Raw genomic sequence first — 12,956 nt, forward strand, 5'->3', positions numbered from 1 at the left:
CTATTTTCAGATAACCGCCCTACGTATAAAGAAAGCGCATTCATAAGGCGGTATGTAAACTTATCTTCATAAATCCCACTACATTTCTTCAACATCTCTATTCTGAATTTTCAATCTTTTTAACGCGCAGGAGTAGTTATCTACTTAGCATTTGCCCACTTCCCATTTCACATTGATCTCATGGTTCATCTTATAATTCTTTTTCAAAAATACTGGGCAATCCCATTCACAAACAAGATCCTTAGCCAAGGAAACGACCCAATCTTTTGTAATATGATATTTTTTCCCATCAACAGTAATAAACACTTCACCGTCTGTCACATAGAAAACTTCCTGTTCTTCTACATGCCACGTTCCTTTATTCGGTTCGCCTACCCATGGTTCCCACGTGTTAACACCTAGTTGCTCTGCTTCTTCTGCCGTAAGTTTTTTCGCAAAAAACATGATGATCATCTCTCTTTCTTATTGGTAATTTTGAAGAAATTAATTCTATAAATCTACCGTCTTAACATTTGTATCTTTTAAACGTTTGAACTCTTTTCTCATAAAGTATATGGCAATGAGAACGCCTGGAATTTCTGCAGCAGGGCCTGCGTACCATACACCTTCCACACCCCAGAATTTCGGGAAAATAAATAGAAATGGGAACAAGAACAACAGCATTTTGCTAACATTAATAAACGTTGCGATCCAATTTCTCTCTTGTGATTCGAAATAACCGGAGATAAGCAAACTGACTGCATTAAGCATAAACAAAGAATTAAATACAACTGTCGTCCAAATGCCCAGTTTCTGCAATTCAACATTACCACCGGAGAAAAATGACACAACTGGATCTGCAAAAATGATTAGTAGAGCTGTCACAATCACAAAGAAGGAAACTGTAAAAATGAGCCCCATCTTAATTGCTTGCTTAACACGATCAAGGTTTCCTGCACCGTAATTATAACTAATAATCGGTTGGAGTCCTGTCATCCCGCCGAGCGCTGCTAAGGCAAGTAGATTGGTAATATAACCGTTTTGAATCGTGAAAGCTGCAACGTGCAGCCCACCACCGTAGCTTTGTAGTAAGTTGTTGAAGATAATAATGGCAAAAAACATCATAAACTGACTCGAGAAAGATGCAAAGCCCGTCCAAGCTACTTCACCAATCGTCTTTAGATTAATCATCATATCTTTCATTTTTGGCTTAAGTTTCGTTTTACCAAACCAGAAATAAAAGATTAGAAGGACTGGAATCGATTGCGAAATCGTATTAGCCCATGAAGAACCCATCATCCCCATGTCATACTTCACTACCATAATCCATTCTGTAATCCCAGCAACAACTGCTGCGACTAACCAACTGTTCATTGATAATCCAGGTTTTTCATCGATATTAGTTAAAATACTTAATACAACGGCCAATATCGTTAATGGCAATGAAATCCATAGTAGTCGACTATATTGCACCGCATACGGGAGCGCTTCATCACTTGCCCCGAATAAAATCATAATATCCTTTTCAAAGACCAACCCAAGTATAGCTAACAAAGAAGAAAGGAAAAGAGTAAACCATAAAGTTTGCCCCATAATACCTCTAGCTTCTTCTATCTTCCCTTTCCCCAGTCGAAGTGAAATGACCGCTCCGGCTCCTACACCCAAAAGAACACCAATCATACGGGTAATAACCATGACCGTAAATCCAATTCCGATCCCTTCGATTTCTAGCTCCTGAAAGCCACTGACGAAAAAGCCATCGATAACCGATACAACTCCTAGAATTACGTTAGCCATAATTCCTGCCAAAGCAAACCGTAAATATAGTAACGGAATACTTTTGGTTCCCAGCACTGAATCATCCACCGGCGTATTCATTACTTCTGGTTGCTCTATTTTCGATGACGGACGGTTGTCCACTATTTTCATGAGCATATCCCCTTATAAATAATTTATATAGCAAGTTAAGCTCAATTAATTCGCATACCAACCTACAGGCTTGACATGCTGGTGGATATTGATTTGCTTCGTTTCCATAAAATGCTCCAGCCCAACAGCACCTAACGCTCTACCGATTCCACTTTGCTTATATCCGCCCCAAGGACCTTCAACATAAGCGAGATGATAACTATTAATCCAAGTAATTCCCGCACGTAATTTACTAATAACACGTTTTGCTCGATCCATATCTTCCGTAAATACAGCACCGGCTAATCCATAAATGGAATCATTCGCTTTTTGGATCGCATCTTCCTCATCTTTAAATTTCTGTACAACAAGGACTGGACCAAAAATCTCTTCCTTAACAATACACATATTCTCATTTACATCAGCAAATATTGTTGGTGCGATGAAAAATCCTCGATCAAGCCCATTTTCTGTTAAGCGCTGACCACCGCAAACTAATTTTGCACCTTCTTCGATTCCTCTCTGGATATAATGTAACACTTCATTCATATGAGATTCGTTTGTGAGAGCTCCCATTTCAATGTTCTCATTTTCTCCGTTGCCAACTACAATTTTGTTCGCACGCTCGGCCAATCTTTCAACAAACTTATCGTAAATAGTCTCTTGTACAAGCAAACGAGATGCCGCTGAACAAACTTGCCCAGCATTGTGGAAAATACCAAACATCGCATTATCAACTGCGGTTTCAAAATCCACATCGTCGAACACAATAAGTGGAGATTTACCACCTAGTTCAAGTGTGATTTTTTTCATATTGCCAGCAGCTGCGCGCATAATACTTTGGCCTGTTGTTGTTCCACCGGTAAAGGCAACTTTATCAACATCATGGCTCTCTGCAAGCTCATTCCCAACTTTTGAGCCAGGTCCCAATACTAAGTTTGCCACTCCGTCAGGAAGCCCAACTTCTTCGATAATTTCAAACAATTTGTATACGCTTACAGGAGTGACATCAGCAGGTTTAATTACAATTGTATTCCCTGCGGCAAGTGCCGGAGCAATTTGCCAAACAGCTAACATAAGCGGGAAATTCCAAGGTACAATAAGTCCGCAAACACCAATCGGTTCATGAATAATAATCGTTTCCGAAGCATCCTCGCGAGTGTAAGATTCTTTTTTCATACCTTTAATTAAGTCAGCATAATAGCGGAAGCATTGAATTGATACAGGAATATCCACATAGGTTGTGGCACGAATAACCTTACCATTATTTACCGTTTCCAAACGGGCAATTTCAACTGTCTTCTCTTCAAGACGGTCTGCAATTTTATATAAATAGTCAGCTCTTTCATCCGCCGATAAACCCGACCATATTCCGCTGTCAAATGCTTTACGAGCTGCCTTAATTGCTATCTTCGCATCGTCTGCTGATCCATGAGCAGACGTTGCAATAACCTCTCCGGTTGCAGGGTTAATAATGTTTCGTCTATCACCGGATAACGCTTCTACCCATTTCCCGTCAATGAACATGTTAATTTCCATAAACACCTCTCCTTTATGCAATAATATCTACTAGTTTGAAACCAATATGTGCTATATTGACCAGCATCGTTTTCTGATTATAGAACGGGAATGATTTGAGGCGTTCCTTTTCAAATCGATATCCACCTGCACTCCCCGTTGTGATCCATTGTGCCAATAACTTACCAAACAATGTTGAGAGAGACGCACCATGGCCCGTATAACCCGTTGCGAAATATGCGCCTTCTTTAGATCTGCCAATAACCGGGAACGTATCAATTGTCACGCCGATCAATCCACCCCACCTGTAATCAATCTTGCTTCCTTCTAGTTTTGGCATTATTTTAACCATGGCATCGTAAACACTTTGATAAACAGCATCACCTAAGTTTGGACGAATGTCACCACCGCCAAATACGATCCGATTATCTGGTGTACGTCTGAAATAGTAAAGGAAACTGCTTGTATCAAAAACCATGCGATCCTTAGGAATGACGCTATTCACCAATGATTCTGGAAGCTGTTCAGTAGCAATAATACGTGCCGAAATTGGCAGTACGCCTTTATTCAATTCAGTCATGATTTTTCCGGAGTAACCATCTGTAGCAACAATAATGTCTTTCGCTGTAACAGCACCTTTTTCTGTAACAACTTTCACAATATTTCGGCCGTACTCAATAGATAGTGCTTTCGAATGCTCAAAGATTTTTGCACCGATCGATTTAGCTGCTTCTCCCAAACCAATTGCATAATTCAGTGGTTGGAACGAGTAACTCGAGTCGTCGACTAGGCAACCATAATATTGCGGGGAATCGATTTCTTGATGCAACTGACTTCGATTAAGCACGCTACATTCATATCCAAAATTTTTGTTTAAATATTCGCTTTCAAGTTTCAATCCTTCAAAATGCTTAGCTTTGTAAGCCGCCACAATGTGGCCTGTCTTTCTAAAGTTACAATTGATTTGATGCTCATCGATGATGTTTTTAACTAGTTCAACACTAAGCAGCGAAAGATCGTTAAGTTGTCTCGCCTCTTCGGCACCATACTTCTTGGCAAGCTCCTGCATCGTCGGCTTATAGCCTGGCAATACCATCCCGCCGTTGCGACCGCTTGCGCCATATCCGATTGTTTCTTGCTCAAGGACAATGACACTCTTCCCTAATTTTTGCAAATGATATGCAGAAGAAAGACCTGTGAAGCCTGCGCCAATAATGACAACATCCGCCTCTTCATTTCCTTCAAGAGGTTTTCCTTTGTCATAGCTGTTTGCAGTTGCTTTCCACAATGAGAGAGTATCCATTCGATCCATCTTATCCATAGCTAATCCTTCTCCTTTCGTGACATGTATGTTACAATACACTCAAAAATATTCTAAATATTCACACTTATTAAACTAATAATATGACTTGGAGTTTCCTCCAAGTCAATAGCCATTTTAGAGTTTTTTGAATTCATTTTGCGAAAAAAATGGAGTAACTCCACTTTTTTTCATTGGGGGGACATCTATGAAAATTGGTACATTTGCAAAACTTCTTCACGTTACAACTGATACCGTTCGTTATTACATTGAACTAGGATTATTAATACCAGACAAAAAAAACACCCAGTATCAAATGAACCAATTGTGTTTCGACGACATGACTTTTATTACTGAGCTAAAAAAATTTCATTTTTCATTGCTAGAAATCCAACGAATTTTATCGTATCGGCGTGTCACAAACTTCTCGGATCATGAGGATATCGACTACTACAACAACTTGCTCATTGATAAAAAGAACGAGCTGGCCAAGAAAAAAGAAGACATATCAAAAGCTATCCAATTAATTGAAAAAGCGGTTCAAACTAGCTCGCCTTCATCTGAAGAAGAGAATCTTACAGGGATCCCACTTTCCTTTGTAGATCTGCTCTATTGTCCGAAGTGCCACATTCCACTTGAAATGAAAGATGTAACGATTAAAAAAGTTTACATTCACACGGGGAGTTTAACTTGTTCCTGTGGATATGAGGCAGCTATCGAGGATGGTATTATCATTACCGCAAACTTGTACGAGACGTCCCCTTATCCATCTTATTTTTACGATAAAGAAACGATTAAAGAGATCAATCCCAAAATGATTAACTTATTTGAAAAAATTAATTTTCAGTTTCAAAAAGTTCTACAAAATATAGATTTGAAAAACAAATTAATCGTGGAAACAAACGTTGACGCTTTTGTGTCACTACCCAAATATATCGATGTTCTTGAAACGAGCGCGTCCTATGTATTCAGTGGCTATTCGCTTGCGATGCTCAAGAAGGTTAGAAACAGAATTGAGCGTATGAATCCGAAACCACGTGTCCTTTATATTTTAAATACTGATTTAAACCTACCATTGAAACCGCTTAGCATCGACGTTTTTGTAGATAGTTTTACAATAACTGATTTTTCACTGCTTAATCCGCAGTTCCCAAATCACGTTCTAAAAAACTATTTACATAACAGTTCAACAATTGTCGGCGGATACTCGTATTATGATAGCTCGGCCAAATCCTTGAAAAATATTTCAGCCTTATATCCAAATTCCCACGAGCACATTTTATATCCAACATACTTAGAAGAAAATTTATCAGTTAACGGATTTCAAATCATGCAAAGTGAAAATATCGGTTACTGTACAGATCCAGGACCTTATTTTGATTATCATGTAATAGACGAAAAATTCCACATGCTAATGTATTTGGCTAGTACGAAAAAATAGCACACAAAAAGAAGTTGTCCGAAAAGTAGGCTAGTTCACGGATGAGACAGCACCCTTGTAGCTAAAATCATGGTTAATCTGAAAAATGGTAGCACAGGCATAAGCAGCTTTGAACTTCTTGAGCCAATCATGATAATTCACCAGATACAGGGATATACATACATTCGTAACTTAAAGATTATGGATTGACTAATCAACAAACATAACATAACACACCACACTTCAACAAGAAAAAGCGCCATCACAAGTGACGGCGCTTTTTCTATGTAAGAGCTACTAAAAGGTATCCTTCTAGCCTACTCCCATTTATAAGTCCAAAATTGTTCAAGTTGCAGCCATTTTAATGTTGCTGCATCTTTATTTTTTATTTTTGCATGCGTGTCTTCAAGCATTGCTTCTGTTTGTGAACGGTGCGCGCCTAGTGCAGCTAACTTATGTTCAAATACTTCACTAATATTATTTACAACATCCGGTTCACCTAGTACAGCTTCACGATTTTTTGTAATTGCAACTGCATGAATGACTGGACGCTCTTCTTTTGGCATACGTGATACAGCGCGAACTACAGCACGGCCAAATGCATCATGATCTGGGTGTACGCCATGCTCAGGATAAAATGTAATAATTCGAGATGGATTTACTTCTTGAATGATTGCTTCAATTTTGTCTGCAACGAAATCAACATCTTCAAACTCTAACGTTTTATCATGGAAACCGAGCATTCTTAAATCTTGAATCCCCATCGCTTCACATGCATCTTTCAATTCTTTTTCACGGATATTTGGAATCGTTTCACGGTTAGCGAATACATTCTTACCCATGTTACGTCCCATTTGTCCAAGAGTACCACATGCATACGTTACAGGTACTCCTTGATCTGTTAATAAGCGAATTGTTCCTCCCGCAGCAAATGCTTCATCATCTGGATGCGGAAATACAACAAGTACATGTCTCTCCATAAGTTTCCCTCCCTCTTACTTAAATGGTGTTAAGCTTAATTCAAGCGCAACTGCTAGGCGACCTAAATTATCATGTCCAGCTAGTAATAAACGATCTTGATCATCTACTTCCCAATGCGTAATACCTTCAGCATATACCCATCCGTGATCCATTTTCAGACCAACTCGGTATGGGTTTGTTCCAGTTATCTTCCCGCGTTCAAAGCGGATAATTGCATTTCGAATGAAAGCACCAACTGTCATCATCTTTTCATTTATGTGTGATGCATACGCTCCGTTCGTCGTTTCTAAATGAATATATACATCTTTATTTACAAAACGTTCAATTTCATTTTGAATAAGAGAACTATCTTTTACTATTTCCATCGGAATTCACCTCTTTAAACCATTTTACGCAAAAATAATGTAAATTGCTATCTCTATATTAGAGGACAACGCTCACTTTTCCTAATAATTTGCACTGTGTTTTTTTTATTTTTTATATGATATGTAAAATCATCATTTTTTCTTTCACTTTGTTAAACAGTTTTCTTTCTTTTTTGAATTTGCTACAATATATTTTATGTAGAGGGATACATTTCGACAATTGAATACATAATTTAAAGAAGGTGACATGCTTGGAACATTCAGTACATGAAGTAGCAAATTGGCAATATTATTTTGCAATTGCCGTATTTTTAGTCACATACGGTTTTATTATTTCTGAGAAATTGAATCGTGCTGTAATCGCACTATTCGGTGCTGCTATTATGATTATTTTTGGAATCGTAGATTTACATACTGCTTTCACATCACATATTCAATGGGAAACAATCACTCTTTTAATCGGGATGATGATTCTCGTACATATTACGAGTCAATCAGGCGTATTTGAATTTGTAGCCATTAAAGCAGCAAAAGCAGCTGGCGGAAAACCGATCCGCATTTTATTATTACTATCCCTATTAACCGCTGTCGGTTCTGCATTTTTGGACAACGTAACGACCGTATTATTAATCGTGCCTGTTACACTATCCATTACACGTATTTTAAAAGTAAATCCTGTGCCTTATTTGATTTCAGAAGTACTATTTTCAAATATAGGCGGCACAGCAACACTAATCGGTGATCCACCGAACATTATGATTGGATCGGCTAATAAGCATTTAGACTTTAATGCCTTTTTATTAAACTTAGCTCCAATCGTACTTATTATTTCTATCGTTACATTAGGAATTATTTACTTCATGTATCGTAACAAACTAAAAACAACATCTGAACAAATCGAAAAACTAATGGCATTAAATGAAAAGGATTACATTAAAGATCAAAGCCTCCTTTTAAAATCCATTACGATTTTAGGACTAACCATTTTAGGCTTCGTACTTCATTCTATTATTCATGTAGACGCTGCAGTTATTGCGATGACAGGTGCTACACTTCTTATGTTAATCGGCGCGAAAGAACATGAAATAGAAGATATATTTGCTCACGTTGAATGGGTGACAATTTTCTTCTTCGCTGGACTATTCGTTCTCGTTGGCGGGTTAATTGATATCGGACTCATTTCTTCACTCGCAAAAGAAGTACTTAACGTAACAAATGGTGATATCGGTTTCGCTGCTATACTTATCTTATGGGTATCTGGCATCGCATCTGCAACAATTGACAATATCCCATTTGTCGCAACGATGATCCCTCTTATTCAAGATTTAGCTACAGGACTCGGACTATCTGTCGATTCTCCGCAAATCGAAGTACTATGGTGGGCATTATCTCTTGGAGCTTGCTTAGGAGGAAACGGAACGTTAATTGGAGCATCAGCAAACGTAGTCGTTGCTGGTATTGCAAAACGTGAAGGACATGGATTTTCTTATATGGACTTCTTAAAAATCGGCTTACCACTAACAATCATCGCATTATTATTATCACATGCTTACATATATTTACGTTACTTAATGTAAAGGACATGCTATTTACTTACCAACAAATGACGAAAACTTTCAAACAATACAAAAAGGTATGCAGCACTACGCCGCATACCTTTTTCCATCACCAAAATATACCTATAATTGCTAATCCACCTAAAATAATCCCACCAATTTGTCCGATAATTGCTGGCGATAATTGAACACCTTTTCTCACTTCAACAACTGGTCTTTCGTGCCTTAGTTGCTGCACTTCACTTTGAAGTTGGTGTACACTTCCGTGCAATTCTTTAATTAGTTCTTTTAATTCAGCGACCTCTTCATTTACTGGTTTTGCTTTTTCTAAGTTCATTTTGCATAACTCCTTATAAGTTCAATCAGTACACTGTAAAAATTCGCCAATTATTGTTATATCTCCTGCATACTACATATACAATATGGAATGTATTTTTAATCTTGCAGCTCTATCCATTCATCCCGCAACATCCCCATAATCATACGATCAAAGCACTTTCCATCTCGCTGAACTGCTTCTCTCATACACCCTTCCATCTGAAAACCCATCTGTTTATACAGTTCAATGGCTGCTTTATTATAAGAAATAACGTCGAGGCCGACCCGGTGTAAATTCATTTCATAGAAAGCATACCTTAAAATAAGATGTATTGCTTCTCTTCCATATCCTTTTCCCCTATCATTTGCATCTCCTATTCCAATTGCTAATAAACCTGCTCTGTTATTCCACTCTATACCATGAATTGCAACAAAACCAATTAGACGATCATCTTGAACCGTTCTTAACATGAAAGAAATACTATTCGATCTCCGCCCCTTTAATAGCTCATCATTTGATATTTCATGTAAAGATTGCGGGAACGCTAAGTCTGTATCTACATTTCTTAAATACTCACTATCCTCTTGCCACACAGCCATTACTTCAGCATCAGTTGCTCTAATAGCTGATAATTTAATTGTTTTATCTTGAAAAAGATTAATTGTCATTTGAAACTCTCCCTTTTTTAAATAGCGGGGATAATTATTCTAGCCTATTTATCCCCTTGCCCCTTGAACTGTTGTATGAACAGGATACTTACAATAAGCGCTGACATTGGCACATCCCCATGCCCATCAACTTAAGAAATTGGTTGTTCCTCAAAACGAAAAAGTGAGATGAATCCTCATAAATAACCGTAAAATAATAAAATTTTCGTTTTGGGGATACTTCAAAATATTATCTTGAGAGGCATGGGGGATTTTCTTATGTTAGTTTAATAGCGATGCGGTAGAATCCCTATAAGAAACTTTATTTTGATCTAAAACATCAGAAGGTATTCCAGTCTTGTAAGCTGTTATTCTATCTTTATAACATAAATATGTTGTTTTAGGATAAAGCTGTTTTAGGATTAATCTGCTAAATTTTGTTAAGGAGATAAATTATTATGAAGTTCAGCTTATTATTAAGATATTTCACTTTTTGGTTTTTAATTATTAGCTTAGCAATTTGTATTAATGAATATATGGGAGGAGATATTAAACATCTCTTATTTAAATACATTCAAAATCTAGCCTATTTTTTACTACCTTCTTCGTAAATGTAAATGGCATTCCCACCTTGTATTAAAACAACAACTCTATCGTTCTTTTTATATTGAATCATTGCGCCTTCTGCTCTCTGTGTTTTCCATCCAGCTAACCAAATTCCTAGCTGATAATCAATGGGTAATCCGTTTGAAAAACATGTTCCGTTGTATTCATAATCCTTATGCTCTTCCTGATGTACATATTCCGCACGAGCAGGTACAGGAAATCCCTGTATTTTTGATTCAATTGTACGATTATAGTAAATGATAAATCCAATTAAAACAACGACTATTATCGCAAATAGCACCTTCCGCTTCATTACGCCCGTCTCCTTTTATTTCCTATTTTTTAAACAATTAGGAAAATAACCCTTTACTTCCATCAGAAATCATCATATCATAAATGCGCGTTATATAAACATTCAGAAAGTAGGAAAGTTTTATAAAATTAAACAAAGCATTAGTTGGCGCTACATTATCACTTGGTTTGTTATGTAGTCAAATATCAGTTGCAAGCGCCGAGGAAAAAAAGCAGAAGATTATACGTTAGGTGAAATCTACCTATTACTATCATATTGAGTTCAATCATAGACACTAGTATAACAATGAAGTCAGAGCATGCTCTGATCAGTCTGCGTTTTAGGGGTATAACATACGACAGTCATTTTCAAAATCATAAAATCGGATTCACTTATATGAAAGATAAGAACCCTCCTAATTGTAGGAGGGTTCTTATTTTGACTAGAATACAGTACAGTTTTCATATGATTTTTTGATGTTGCGACCTTACAATACATACCATGAAACGAAAACATATTACAAATAGATATAATACATCATGTACTTTTATTCATAAAAGGTCTGCAAACGGAAGCGACCTTTTTACGTGCTTGAAACAAGAATATAATATTATTTACATTCAAAAATCTTTTTGGAGGAAACGCCCCATGCAAGAAAGATATGAAAGAAAAAGATTTACTTATCTTTCTCCATATATTCTTTAATCTTTCGTTCTTCCCATTCTTTTCCGAATATCCCTAATGGAAGAGTTGTCAAACCGTGTATAACAATACCTATTCCCCAACCTCCAAGTGGATATAAAAACCATAATTTACTTGAATCAGAGATTACATTTATTAAAAAAAGCATCAGATTAACTAGTATATAGAGCGTTAAATGAACGTAAAATGCTTTTAAATTCTCCACCCTTTTTTTAGCTCGCAAATAAATCTCATCTTGCTCCATCTTTAAACACCTCTTTCATAATTGTAATTTTTTACACTCGCTTCGATTTTAATATCATATTCTAATCGAAAATCTCTTATTCTCAAAAATTCACAAAATAAAAAAGATCGACTTCATTGTATATTTTTTGTTTATTCTAACAATAACAATGATAAAAAGACCCTCCAAATTTAGAGGGCCTTCCTAACAACAAGACGATATTACTTCGTAAACATTTTCTCTGCTTCATCCATTGCCATTTTGTTTCCTAAAGCCGAATAGTCAAGCCATGGTTGGTCATTAATAATGTATACGTGCTTACCTTTAACAGCTTTTAAGTCTTTCCAAATTGGTGTTTCTTGTAGTTGTTTAAATGCTGCTTTTGCTTTATCGTCTCTATTTACGACAACGAAAATCGCATCTGCGTCAAAATCAGGTAATACTTCTTGTGAAATGACTTCGAAAGGACGGTTTCCATCAATTTTCTCTACACCATTTGCGGGTTGTAATCCTAAGTCTTGGAATAAAATTGGTCCCATCGGTCTTTTCGTACTAAATACACGCAATTCTTTTGCAGTAACGCGAATTGCCATTACTTTTTCGTTATTACCTAACTCTTTATCTATTAAACTTTTTACTCGTTTTGATTGCTCTTCATAGTCTTGAATATATTTATCTGCTTCTTTCTCACGGTTTACAAGCTTACCAACTTCTTTTAAATGATCTCTCCACGTACCTTCATCTAAATTGAAAGCATGTGTTTTTGCAATCTTTTCGTATTTCGCTAAATCTTTGCCAGCATATTTTTCATCAACATAAATTTCAGATGGCTTTAATTGAAGCAATGCTTCCATATTTGGATCTGTTACAACACCGAGTTTCTTCGTATCTTTCAACTGCTCTTTTGCGTGTGGTAAGAAATCTTTTAAATCTCCACCAATAACAGAACCTACTGGTGTAATTCCTAATGCAAGTAAATCATTCGTCAAATGAATAGACATAGAAGCAATTTTTGGATCATTACTTTTTTCAGTTTTTTTAGTTGCCTCTTCACTAGATTTCGTTTGACCACATGCTGATAATACTACAATACACATAATGCTAAATAAAATAGTAAGTTTCTTTTTCATATGTTCTCCT

The 12,956-nt window shown here is 36.7% G+C and carries 13 protein-coding genes; 2 read left to right on the forward strand and 11 right to left on the reverse strand.

All coding sequences use genetic code 11. The features are described 5' to 3' along the window. Nucleotides 1-144 precede the first annotated feature (144 nt). Genes VK90_RS25220 through VK90_RS25235 form a run of 4 tightly spaced genes read right to left on the reverse strand, consistent with a single transcriptional unit; the run spans nt 145 to nt 4,726 of the window. Nucleotides 145-444 (reverse strand): cupin domain-containing protein, encoded by a 300-nt coding sequence (locus tag VK90_RS25220; protein ID WP_048376155.1) that lies wholly within the window; start codon nt 442-444, stop codon nt 145-147. Between the two features lie 45 nt (nt 445-489). Further along, nucleotides 490-1,908, reverse strand: a complete 1,419-nt coding sequence (locus VK90_RS25225) for an MATE family efflux transporter (protein WP_048376157.1) — start codon at nt 1,906-1,908, stop codon at nt 490-492. Nucleotides 1,909-1,953: 45 nt separating this feature from the next. Beyond that, nucleotides 1,954-3,426 carry an aldehyde dehydrogenase family protein gene (locus tag VK90_RS25230; protein WP_048376159.1) on the reverse strand — a complete coding sequence of 491 codons (1,473 nt, stop codon included), beginning with the start codon at nt 3,424-3,426 and terminating at the stop codon, nt 1,954-1,956. A 13-nt stretch (nt 3,427-3,439) separates the two neighbouring features. Then, nucleotides 3,440-4,726, reverse strand: a complete 1,287-nt coding sequence (locus tag VK90_RS25235; protein ID WP_048376161.1) for an NAD(P)/FAD-dependent oxidoreductase — start codon at nt 4,724-4,726, stop codon at nt 3,440-3,442. A gap of 187 nt (nt 4,727-4,913) precedes the next feature. Here VK90_RS25235 and VK90_RS25240 point away from each other — a divergent pair, with 187 nt between their 5' ends. After that, nucleotides 4,914-6,146 carry a MerR family transcriptional regulator gene (locus tag VK90_RS25240; protein ID WP_048376164.1) on the forward strand — a complete coding sequence of 411 codons (1,233 nt, stop codon included), beginning with the start codon at nt 4,914-4,916 and terminating at the stop codon, nt 6,144-6,146. Between the two features lie 296 nt (nt 6,147-6,442). Here VK90_RS25240 and bshB2 read toward each other — a convergent pair whose 3' ends face one another. Then, nucleotides 6,443-7,105, reverse strand: coding sequence for a bacillithiol biosynthesis deacetylase BshB2 (bshB2, locus tag VK90_RS25245; protein ID WP_025150465.1), 663 nt, complete (start codon nt 7,103-7,105; stop codon nt 6,443-6,445). A gap of 15 nt (nt 7,106-7,120) precedes the next feature. Continuing rightward, nucleotides 7,121-7,471: a YojF family protein gene (locus tag VK90_RS25250; RefSeq protein ID WP_048376165.1), complete on the reverse strand. Its 351-nt coding sequence runs from the start codon at nt 7,469-7,471 to the stop codon at nt 7,121-7,123. 251 nt (nt 7,472-7,722) lie between these two features. Here VK90_RS25250 and VK90_RS25255 point away from each other — a divergent pair, with 251 nt between their 5' ends. Continuing rightward, nucleotides 7,723-9,048: an ArsB/NhaD family transporter gene (locus tag VK90_RS25255; protein ID WP_002172777.1), complete on the forward strand. Its 1,326-nt coding sequence runs from the start codon at nt 7,723-7,725 to the stop codon at nt 9,046-9,048. Nucleotides 9,049-9,136: 88 nt separating this feature from the next. On the opposite strand, the gene VK90_RS25260 is transcribed toward VK90_RS25255, so the two are convergent. The 5 genes from VK90_RS25260 to VK90_RS25280 form a co-directional block, all read right to left on the reverse strand. After that, complete coding sequence (locus VK90_RS25260) at nt 9,137-9,364, reverse strand: hypothetical protein (protein WP_002172778.1); 228 nt, start codon at nt 9,362-9,364, stop codon at nt 9,137-9,139. Between the two features lie 98 nt (nt 9,365-9,462). After that, complete coding sequence (locus tag VK90_RS25265; RefSeq protein ID WP_048376167.1) at nt 9,463-10,014, reverse strand: GNAT family N-acetyltransferase; 552 nt, start codon at nt 10,012-10,014, stop codon at nt 9,463-9,465. 565 nt (nt 10,015-10,579) lie between these two features. Beyond that, entirely contained in the window at nt 10,580-10,912 is a 333-nt protein-coding gene (locus VK90_RS25270) for a hypothetical protein (RefSeq protein ID WP_025150461.1), read from the reverse strand. Nucleotides 10,913-11,567: 655 nt separating this feature from the next. Then, on the reverse strand, nt 11,568-11,837 hold the full coding sequence (locus VK90_RS25275) for a 2TM domain-containing protein (protein WP_025150460.1): 270 nt from the start codon (nt 11,835-11,837) through the stop codon (nt 11,568-11,570). Between the two features lie 200 nt (nt 11,838-12,037). Then, nucleotides 12,038-12,946 (reverse strand): iron-hydroxamate ABC transporter substrate-binding protein, encoded by a 909-nt coding sequence (locus VK90_RS25280; protein ID WP_025150459.1) that lies wholly within the window; start codon nt 12,944-12,946, stop codon nt 12,038-12,040. Nucleotides 12,947-12,956 lie beyond the last annotated feature (10 nt).

It is taken from the genome of Bacillus sp. LK2, assembly GCF_001043575.1.
Taxonomy (GTDB): domain Bacteria; phylum Bacillota; class Bacilli; order Bacillales; family Bacillaceae_G; genus Bacillus_A; species Bacillus_A paramycoides.

Excerpts from the sequence above, each read along its gene's own strand:
- VK90_RS25220 (WP_048376155.1), bottom strand. The coding sequence starts at position 444 with ATGTTTTTTGCGAAAAAACTTACGGCAGAAGAAGCAGAGCAACTAGGT.
- VK90_RS25225 (WP_048376157.1), bottom strand. The coding sequence starts at position 1,908 with ATGAAAATAGTGGACAACCGTCCGTCATCGAAAATAGAGCAACCAGAA.
- VK90_RS25230 (WP_048376159.1), bottom strand. The coding sequence starts at position 3,426 with ATGGAAATTAACATGTTCATTGACGGGAAATGGGTAGAAGCGTTATCC.
- VK90_RS25235 (WP_048376161.1), bottom strand. The coding sequence starts at position 4,726 with ATGGATAAGATGGATCGAATGGATACTCTCTCATTGTGGAAAGCAACT.
- VK90_RS25240 (WP_048376164.1), top strand. The coding sequence starts at position 4,914 with ATGAAAATTGGTACATTTGCAAAACTTCTTCACGTTACAACTGATACC.
- bshB2 (WP_025150465.1), bottom strand. The coding sequence starts at position 7,105 with ATGGAGAGACATGTACTTGTTGTATTTCCGCATCCAGATGATGAAGCA.
- VK90_RS25250 (WP_048376165.1), bottom strand. The coding sequence starts at position 7,471 with ATGGAAATAGTAAAAGATAGTTCTCTTATTCAAAATGAAATTGAACGT.
- VK90_RS25260 (WP_002172778.1), bottom strand. The coding sequence starts at position 9,364 with ATGAACTTAGAAAAAGCAAAACCAGTAAATGAAGAGGTCGCTGAATTA.
- VK90_RS25265 (WP_048376167.1), bottom strand. The coding sequence starts at position 10,014 with ATGACAATTAATCTTTTTCAAGATAAAACAATTAAATTATCAGCTATT.
- VK90_RS25270 (WP_025150461.1), bottom strand. The coding sequence starts at position 10,912 with ATGAAGCGGAAGGTGCTATTTGCGATAATAGTCGTTGTTTTAATTGGA.
- VK90_RS25275 (WP_025150460.1), bottom strand. The coding sequence starts at position 11,837 with ATGGAGCAAGATGAGATTTATTTGCGAGCTAAAAAAAGGGTGGAGAAT.
- VK90_RS25280 (WP_025150459.1), bottom strand. The coding sequence starts at position 12,946 with ATGAAAAAGAAACTTACTATTTTATTTAGCATTATGTGTATTGTAGTA.